The sequence below is a fragment of the Ectothiorhodospira lacustris genome, from assembly GCF_022227845.1.
Taxonomy (GTDB): Bacteria; Pseudomonadota; Gammaproteobacteria; order Ectothiorhodospirales; family Ectothiorhodospiraceae; genus Ectothiorhodospira; species Ectothiorhodospira lacustris.
The window spans coordinates 237,935-245,267 of record NZ_JAJNQN010000003.1 but is presented as its reverse complement, the minus strand read 5'-3'; the positions used below and the strand labels follow the sequence as shown (position 1 = coordinate 245,267).

General features: G+C 57.1%; 4 protein-coding genes and 1 tRNA gene. 1 reads left to right on the top strand and 4 read right to left on the bottom strand.

The genetic code is table 11. The features are described from left to right. Positions 1–645: 645 nt before the first annotated feature. The 3 genes from LQ956_RS04380 to LQ956_RS04370 all read right to left on the bottom strand — a co-directional run bounded on the left by LQ956_RS04380 (position 646) and on the right by LQ956_RS04370 (position 5,156). Positions 646–1,659 carry an Rpn family recombination-promoting nuclease/putative transposase gene (locus LQ956_RS04380; RefSeq protein WP_238629556.1) on the bottom strand — a complete coding sequence of 338 codons (1,014 nt, stop codon included), beginning with the start codon at positions 1,657–1,659 and terminating at the stop codon, positions 646–648. Positions 1,660–1,810: 151 nt separating this feature from the next. Continuing rightward, on the bottom strand, positions 1,811–3,364 hold the full coding sequence (locus LQ956_RS04375) for an ATP-binding protein (protein ID WP_238629555.1): 1,554 nt from the start codon (positions 3,362–3,364) through the stop codon (positions 1,811–1,813). A 490-nt stretch (positions 3,365–3,854) separates the two neighbouring features. Beyond that, positions 3,855–5,156 (bottom strand): ATP-binding protein, encoded by a 1,302-nt coding sequence (locus LQ956_RS04370; protein ID WP_238629554.1) that lies wholly within the window; start codon positions 5,154–5,156, stop codon positions 3,855–3,857. 303 nt (positions 5,157–5,459) lie between these two features. Between LQ956_RS04370 and LQ956_RS04365 the strand changes: the two genes are divergently transcribed. After that, complete coding sequence (locus LQ956_RS04365) at positions 5,460–6,587, top strand: transposase (protein WP_238629553.1); 1,128 nt, start codon at positions 5,460–5,462, stop codon at positions 6,585–6,587. Between the two features lie 598 nt (positions 6,588–7,185). Here the strand turns inward: LQ956_RS04365 and LQ956_RS04360 are convergent. Next, positions 7,186–7,276, bottom strand: a tRNA-Ser gene (locus tag LQ956_RS04360). Between the last annotated feature and the right edge of the window lie 57 nt (positions 7,277–7,333).

Here is a 7,333-nt window from a genome sequence, read left to right as displayed (position 1 = left end):
CTCCGATGGGGAGATTGAGCTGGGCAGCCATGGGAAAGCGTAGCTCCTGAAGATTCGGTATGGGGCAGAGTATCATGAAGCCGGGTCTTGCCTTGCGGGGGCTTGGTCGCGACCGCGGGTGTGCACCCAAAGGCATTCGCCCCCCTTGGCAGAGACAAAAGAAAACATGAACCATTGCCCATTTTTCAGACCATACGCTTGTGCCCCATCTGGAGCTATGGGATCTTGACCCCGTCGCCATGTATCGGCGCTCAAGGATGAACTCTCAGGCTCACGGATGATTCCAGGGATTGGCCCGGCCGCGCGACACAAAGCCCCGTCACATGGACAGTGATGGGGCTTTACTTTATGCGTTGTGTGTAGTGGATTGCCCCGTGGCCGAGGGCTGTTGACACACCGGACTCGCTGAATGGTCATGCCCGCGCAGGGGGAATTCAGTCAGCAAAAATTAGAATCGCGCCATGAATCTGCGTCCATTCCCGCGCAAGCGGGAATCCAGTCGCGGGCTGACAGTTCTGGACTCCCGCTTGCGCGGGAGTGGCGAAAAGGACGTGTTCGGTATTTCGTGTCATTTTTGCGGACGGACCCGCTCCTACGGGTCACAGGCTCTAAAATGGACCCCGATATCTGGACAGCGGTTTAAAGTTAGTGAGACTGATCCGAGCGCAGAACACTCACCTCGGTCAGGGACAGACCGGTGGTCTGAGCAATCTGCTCTTCGGTCAACAAACCCAGCTTGAGCAGGTTCATGGCCGCCAGGCGCCGACCCTCTCGCAGGCCCTTCTGCAGGCCAATCTCCTCGCCCTCCTGCCGTCCTTCCTGCCGTCCTTCCTGTCGTCCCTCCTGCCGTCCCTCCTGCCGCCCCTTCTGCCGTTCCTTCTCGGCCCACGTCTGAAGATTTTCCGCCAGCATTGCATGGTCCTCCACCAAACTGTTGATCTCTTCCAGTGCCTGCTCCGCCTCGGCACCCAGCCGTCTGAGGTGACGCTTGAGCCAGCGGGTGATCACCTCGTCCAACCGGGCCTTCTCTGGGTGTGCCCGGATCCGCACCGCCAGGCGTTTCACCGCTCCCTGCAGGGCCTCCACGTCCTTCGATGCCTTCTCCACCTCGAAGATCCCGCTCAGCGGTGTTTCCCGCGCCGCCAGTTCTTCCTCGGTGAAGGCCGATTCGTTCACCAGATAGTAGCGCAGGTGCGGCTGATAGACCCGCAGGAACACCGGCGGTTCCGGCCGGACCATTCGGTAGATGTCCTCCCGCGCCGTCCAGCGCTTCGAGCCGTTGTACAGTACCACCGGAAAGATCGGCGGCATCCCCTTGCGGGCCGTCGTGACCTTCGTCTTGATCAGGTGGTCGTAGAAACAGGCCACGTAATGCAACATCCGGATCGGCAGGCGATGATCCACCGTGGACTGGAACTCCAGCAGCAGGTAGACAAATACCTGCTGCCTGACACCCTCCCAGTCCACCTCCACCGACCAGACCTTGTCTTCAAACTTTTCATTGAACAGGGGCGTGATGTAGTTCCCGCTGTGGTCCGTCAGGGTGGAGAAATCCATCATCGCCGACACCTCCGGCGGGGCAAATCCCTCCATCAGCTGTCGGACCAGTTCCGGATAGCTGAACAGTTCCTTGTAGCCCGTGTCGTGGTGGTTGACCATGCGCTGTCCTGGGTGAAGACCTGGTCGCCAGTGTGCCACAACAGCTGGCCAGAAGAATTCCTCACCTGCAACGACCCGGGCACGCCTCATTGTGGAAGCCATCAATCACGTGGAACGCCGCGTCCGCTTTGCCCAGGGCGATTGATCGCTTTTACAGGCTCAACACATCAAAAGCGATGATCTGCCGCTGCTCCCTGGAGAATTCCACGCCGATGAGATGAATGGGCTTGCCCTGCCCCCGGTATTTGTCGGCGTAACCCTTGTCCTGGAGCTGCCGCAACGCCTTGCCCTCCGGGACCTGCTCCACCACCTTGAACTCGAACAGGTAGATGTGGCCATTGAAATCCACGGTCATGTCCACCCGGCCGGTGTTGCCGGCATCTTCCACGGTGATGGCCAGTCCCAGCGCGGCCAGGTGGCTGTAGAACACGCTGGCGTAATGGCCTTCATACTGGGCGATGGGGTTGTTGCGGTACCAATCGTGGGGTAGTCCGGCAAACAAGGCCTTGAAGTGGGTTTCCAGGGCCGGCAGGTCATGGGCCTGCAGGGCGCGAAACAGGGTGATGCGCTGCTGGGCCGCCCTGGGCATGCCCAGGGCCGGGAGCAAGGCTTGGTTGAGACTGGCCTCCACTTCCCGGTTGGGATACCCCAGGGTGTAGAGCCAGTAACCGGTCATGGGCTGCTCCACCTTATGCACGGTGAGATACCCGGTCTGGAACAAAAGGGCCTCGGTGGCGATCTCGTCCACGTCGAAGCGGCCCAGTAGTGCGGCCTCCGTTTCCAGGGTGTCCAGCCGCGGGGTGTAAAGACCGCGTTCGGCGAGGAGCTTCACCAGGAAGGTGGGCGTGGCACTTTCGAACCAGTAGGGCCGGAATTCCCGCTCCTGAAACAGCAACAGTACGTCAAAGGGGTTGTAGACCGAGGGCAACCGCTCATCCCCCCAGCGATAACCGTTGTACCAATGGCGGATCTGATCCCGATCCAGGCCCGGTAGTTCCGGCGCAAAGACGGTATCGATGTCCTCGTCGGTGTAGCCGCAGATGGCGCCGTAATCCCGGGAGAGGGTGATGTCACGCAGGTTGTTCAGTCCGGAGAACAGACTGACCTTGCTGAACTTGGAGACGCCGGTGAGAAGGCAGAATTTCAGATGGGGATCGGCGTCCTTGAGGACGGAATACAGGTTTTTCAGCCCTTCCCGCAGTTCGCGGGCCACGACGGCATCGGTGATATTGTCCAGGATGGGCTTGTCGTATTCGTCGATCAGGACCACCACCCGCTGCCCGCGCTGCTGATGGGTCCCAGTGATTAATTCCCGGAACCGCCCCTGAATACTTTCATTGCTCAGGGTAATACCCAGCCTTTCCGAGTGTTCACGCAACAGTTCTTCAATGTGCTGGTCCAATGCCTGACGACTGCCCATGACCCCATCGGCAAAACTCAGTCGAATGACCGGATGACGGGTCTGCCAATCCCAGCGGTCGTGGATATACAGGCCGCGGAACAGGGGCTCGTTGGCCTCAAACAGTTCCTTGAGGGTGTCCAGCAGCAGGCTCTTGCCGAAGCGGCGGGGGCGGGAGAGGAAATAATAGCTGCCTTCATCGATCAGCTGATGAAGGTAGGGGGTTTTATCCACATAGTAGAATCCGCCGGTGCGGATTTTGCCGAAAGCCTGTACGCCGATGGGGAGATTGAGCTGGGTAGCCATGGAAGGAACTCGGCTCCTGGAGGTTCACTGTCGGGGCAGAATACCACGAAGCCGGGGCTGGCCTTGCGGGAGCGGCCTTTGGTTGCGAGCGCAAAGACATTCCCTCCCCCTGGGCGACAAAAGAAAATATGAACCATTTCGCACTTTTGACGCCAAGCAGTTGTATCCATAGTGGATGTATGGGATTTTGACCCCGTCGCCATGTATCGGCGCTCACGGATGAACTCTCAGGCTCACGGAAGATTCCAGGGATTGGCCCGGCCGCGCGACACAAAGCCCCGTCACATGGACAGTGACGGGGCTTTACTTTATGCATTGCGTGTAATTGACCCGTGGCCGAGGTCCGTTGCCATGCAGGATAAATCTGCGTCATTCCCGCGCAAGCGGGAATCCATCGGCCGGTAACAGAGGGAAGGACCCTGGACTCCCGCTTTCGCGGGAGTGACGAAAGAGCGAGAGAGTGACGAAAAGGGCATGTTTGGTATCCAGATCAAAGGCTCAACACATCAAAAGCGATGATCTGCCGCTGTTCCCTGGAGAACTCCACGCCGATGAGGTGGATGGGCTTGCCCTGCCCCCGGTACTTGTCGGCGTAGCCCTTGTCCTGGAGCTGCCGCAGCGCCCTGCCCTCCGGGACCTGCTCCACCACCTTGAATTCAAATAGGTAGATGTGACCATTGAAATCCACGGTCATGTCCACCCGGCCGGTGTTGCCGGCATCGCGATTGGGATAACCCAGGGTGTAGAGCCAGTAGCCGGTGATGGGTTCTTCCACCTTGTGCACGGTGAGATAGCCGGTCTGGAACAAGAGGGCTTCGGTGGCAATGTCGTCCACGTCGAAGCGGCCCAGCAGGCTGGCCTTGGTCTGCAGACGGTCCAGACGGGGGGTGAATACGCCCCGCTCCGACAGGAGCTTGACTAAAAATGAGGGCGTGGCACTTTCAAACCAGTAGGGCCGGAACTCCCGTTTCTGGAACAGCAGCAGCACATCGAACGGGTTATAGACCGCCTGAGTCGTCTCATCTCCCCAGCGATAGCCGTTGTACCACTGACGGATCTGTTCCCGGTCCAGGCCCGGCAGTTCCGGGGCAAACACGGTATCGATGTCCTCGTCGGTGTAGCCGCAGATAGGGGCAAAGGGCTTGTCCAGGGTGATGTCGTTGAGGTTGTTCAGCCCGGAGAACAGGCTGACCTTGCTGAACTTGGACACACCGGTGAGCAGGCAGAATTTCAGATGGGGATCGGCGTCCTTGAGGACGGAATACAGGTTTTTCAGCCCTTCCCGCAGTTCGCGGGCCACGTCGGCATCGGTGATGTTGTCCAGAATGGGCTTGTCGTATTCGTCGATCAGGACCACTACTCGCTGGCCGTGCTGCTGATGGACACGACGGATCAGTTCACCGAATCGTCCGGCAATGCTGCGATTTGCCAGACGGACCTGTAACGCTTCGGCCTGCTGGGAGAGCATTTCCTCGATGCGCGCATCCAGGGTGTCCCGGCTCTGCATCACCCCATCGGTAAAACTGATCCGGATGACCGGATGGCGGGTCTGCCAGTCCCAGCGATCGTGAATGTAAAGGCCGCGGAACAGGGGCTCGTTGGCCTCAAACAGTTCCTTGAGGGTGTCCAGCAGCGGGCTCTTGCCGAAACGGCGCGGGCGGGAGAGGAAATAGTGCTTCCCCTCTTTGATTAGTCGATGAAGCCAAGGGGTTTTGTCCACGTAGTAATAGCCCCCGTTGATGATCTCTGCAAGGGACTGCACTCCGATGGGGAGATTGGGTTGGACAGCCATAGCTGTCTCCTCCAAAAGCTCTGTACGCCAGCGGCCTCTCAGAGGCAAAAGAAAAATATGAACCACTTCGCATTTTTTATACCAAGAGGTTGTATCCCTCCTATAGGTATGGGATTTTAAGTCCGTCGCCAAGTATCGGCACTCAAGGATGAACACTCAGGCTCACGGATGATTCCAGGGATTGGCCCGGCCGTGCGACATACGCCCTGCCAAATGGATTTGGCAGGGTTTTTTATTTTTTTTAATTTTTAATTGGACACCCACTTTATTGAAGTCTGAGTCTCAAAGCGGTAAGATGCCTTCATGGCTCAACCCCGACATGAACTGATCTCGCTCTCTGAAACGCCCTGGTATCACGTAGTCAGTCGCTGCGTGAGGCGCGCCTTTCTGTGCGGCCGCGATCAACTCACCGGCATGAACTACGGGCATCGCCGAGGATGGATCGAGGAACGCATGCTGGCACTGTCCGGCATCTTCGCCATCGATATTGCAGCCTACGCAGTCATGTCCAATCACTACCACATCGTGCTGCGTGTCGATGCAGGGCGAGGCCTGGACTGGGGGGTAGATGAGACGCTGAAACGATGGACGCAGTTGTTCAACGGCCCCTCTTCCGTTCAGCGTTACCTTGCCGGCGGCCCGGAACAACTGTCAGCCGCAGAAATGGCTCAGGTAGAAGAATGCGCGGAACTGTATCGTGCCAGACTGCACGACCTTTCCTGGTTCATGCGGGTTCTCAATGAGTCCATTGCGCGTCAGGCCAACCAGGAAGATGGCGTGAAAGGACGTTTCTGGGAGGGCCGTTTTAAAAGTCAGGCACTGCTGGACGAACAGGCCCTACTGGCCGCCATGGCCTATGTCGATCTAAACCCCGTTCGCGCCAGGGTCGCGCAAGATCTCCAGAGCTGTGAGTTCACCGGCATAGCCCGGCGTATCCGGAACGTTACCAGGGAGCTGGCTCCCCAAAGAAATTCAGGCGGTGATACTGCGAAATCCCAGCCCCAGCTCACCCCCCTCCCCGCCGCACGCAGCAGCAGTCGCGCCGATCATACCGCCGAGGCAAACAGACTGCGCTCGGAACGGCATCTTAAATCGCTTCAGCCAGCACCCTTGATGCCCTTCAGCCCGGCTGCGCGTTTTGAGACTGCCATTCCTTTTGCCTTCGCAGATTATCTGGAACTGGTTGATATCCTGGGACGCTGTCTCCACCCGATGAAACGCGGCAGAATCCCGGAAAAGACGCCCCGCCTGCTGTTGCAAATGGGTATGGAGACTGAAGCCTTCGTTAATCAGTCAGCAAACATGCTCAAGACCTTCGGCCCCGTGATCGGGACACCTGAAACACTGTGTAAACTGGCTTTACGGCAAAGGAAACAGAGAGTACGAGGCATACGGGTTGCCAGAGCCGTATTTTCCAACAAAGCCGCATGAGGACACGAGCGCGGAAAACCGGCGGTGGCCACCCATCAATTGTTCCACGTGGCACCAGGCGCCTGGAGTAGTGCCTTTTTATTTCATCATATTGTTTTTAAAGTTATTTTTTACTCTAAAAAGAAAATACTTCAAATAACTTAAATAAATTATTGTTTTTATTGAAAATAAAAACATATGCAATATGAATAAAAATAAATAAACTATTGTTTATTAAAGAATTTTATAAATACAAATAAATCGATATACCTTAAAACGCCCAGGACGACATCGAGCCACCCAAATAAGATGTGCGCTCTTTCATGGCTTCAACTGTTCGCTATGCCACATTGATCCAAGGGATCCTGGGCCGACTGCGAAACAGGTCGAGCCACTTCTGCGCAAAGGCCATGGCCGCCGAGGTTGTTATCGGGCTTCAGGCGACCGTCCTCGGTGAAGCACAGCAGGGCTGCCAATGATTAAGAACAATGGGGGGGGATTGTCCCGCGCCACCCAATCTGGCCCACAAAGACCAATTCATAGGCATGGGTTTAAGCGTGGGTCAGGGGATCTTTAAAAAGCAAAAAGCCCCTTGAATCAGGGGCTTTTGCATATCATATGGCGGAGAGAGAGGGATTCGAACCCTCGATGGGCTTTTGACCCATACTCCCTTAGCAGGGGAGCGCCTTCGACCACTCGGCCATCTCTCCGGAACATTGCTTGACTTGCCGATCCAGCTTAGCTTGCCGTCACGCATCCATAACATC